This is a genomic window from Pseudomonas sp. UBA6699 (genome assembly GCF_002454615.1).
GTDB classification, from domain to species: Bacteria; Pseudomonadota; Gammaproteobacteria; order Pseudomonadales; family Pseudomonadaceae; genus Aquipseudomonas; species Aquipseudomonas juntendi.
Map to the genome: position 1 here is coordinate 1,413 of NZ_DKJF01000068.1, position 1,158 is coordinate 2,570.

Annotated in this window: 2 protein-coding genes; one reads left to right on the forward strand and one right to left on the reverse strand. The window is 63.8% G+C overall.

What is annotated here, in order from left to right:
- Positions 1 to 50 precede the first annotated feature (50 nt).
- Positions 51 to 755 (forward strand): NUDIX hydrolase, encoded by a 705-nt coding sequence (locus tag B3361_RS13130; protein ID WP_047150249.1) that lies wholly within the window; start codon positions 51 to 53, stop codon positions 753 to 755.
- 138 nt (positions 756 to 893) lie between these two features.
- Here B3361_RS13130 and B3361_RS13135 read toward each other — a convergent pair.
- Positions 894 to 1,158, reverse strand: a 265-nt coding sequence (locus B3361_RS13135) for a cytosine permease (protein ID WP_286920243.1), incomplete at its 5' end; no start/stop codon positions are given.

The window sequence follows — 1,158 nt, forward strand, 5'->3', positions numbered from 1 at the left end:
TACTTAGTGTCTCTGGTGGATTATTAGGCCAGTGAACGAGGAGCAACCCGGTGAGTACAGTTGAAGTCCTGGCCAGTGTCGATATCGTGACCCTGCGCCTGGCCCCCGATGCGCAGCATCTGCAAGTGTTGTTGCACCGCCGTGAGCGCGAACCGCACGCCGGCCAGTGGGCGTTGCCGGGGGTGATCGTCAATGGTCGAACCCCTGACATCAGCCTGGAGGCCGCGGCCGAGCGCGCGTTACGCGAAAAAACCCGGCTGGTGCCGTGCTACATGGAGCAGGTGGGTACCGAGGGCAATGCGTTTCGCGATCCGCGGGGCTGGTCGCTGAGCACCTATTACCTCGCCTTGATCGGCCCTGGGCAGGCAGCCTTGGGTGAGCAGTTGGCGTTTTTCGACCTGGACAGTGTGTTGGCGCGCAAGGTGCTCTTGCCTTTCGACCACACGTTGCTGGTGGAGCGGGCCCGCGAGCGGCTGGCGGCAAAGACCGTGTACAGCAGCCTGCCGCTGTACCTGCTGGCGGAGAAATTCACCGTGCTCGATGCCCTGGGGGCGGTTCAGGCATGCCTGGGGCAGACGGTGAACAGCACCTCGCTGCGTAAACGCCTGGAGCGCTTGCGTGAGCTGGGGTGGGTGAAGGACACCGGGGAGAAGAACCAGCCCAGGCTGGGCCGGCCGCAACAGTTGTATCAGCACACGCCGCTGGGTGGGCGGGTGTTCATGTTTGATCGCAGCCTGTTGCCGGAGGGAGGGTAGAGTTCTGCTTGAGGGGCAGGGGGCGCTGCGACTGAGCGCCCCACCTGCGGTGCTCGGTCATGTATGGGTCAGCTTCCGGCATCGGAGCTCCCAGCGATGGTGCACAACCATCTGCTGGGATTTGCCGGCGCAGCAAACTCAGTGCCCCATGGCCAGCTTGGCACCCAACTGCCGGCGCCGGTAAGCACTGTCACGGCTGGCCAGCCACCAGTACAGCGGCGAAGTCACCGCCAGCCCTACCAGCCACGACAGGTCGGCGCCGTTGATGTGCTCGGAAATCGGCCCCACGTACAGCGGCGTGTTCATGAACGGGATCTGCACCACGATACCCACCGCATAAGCGAGCAGAGCCTGCGGGTTGTAACGGCCATAGATACCGCCATCGACCTGGAAGATCGACTGG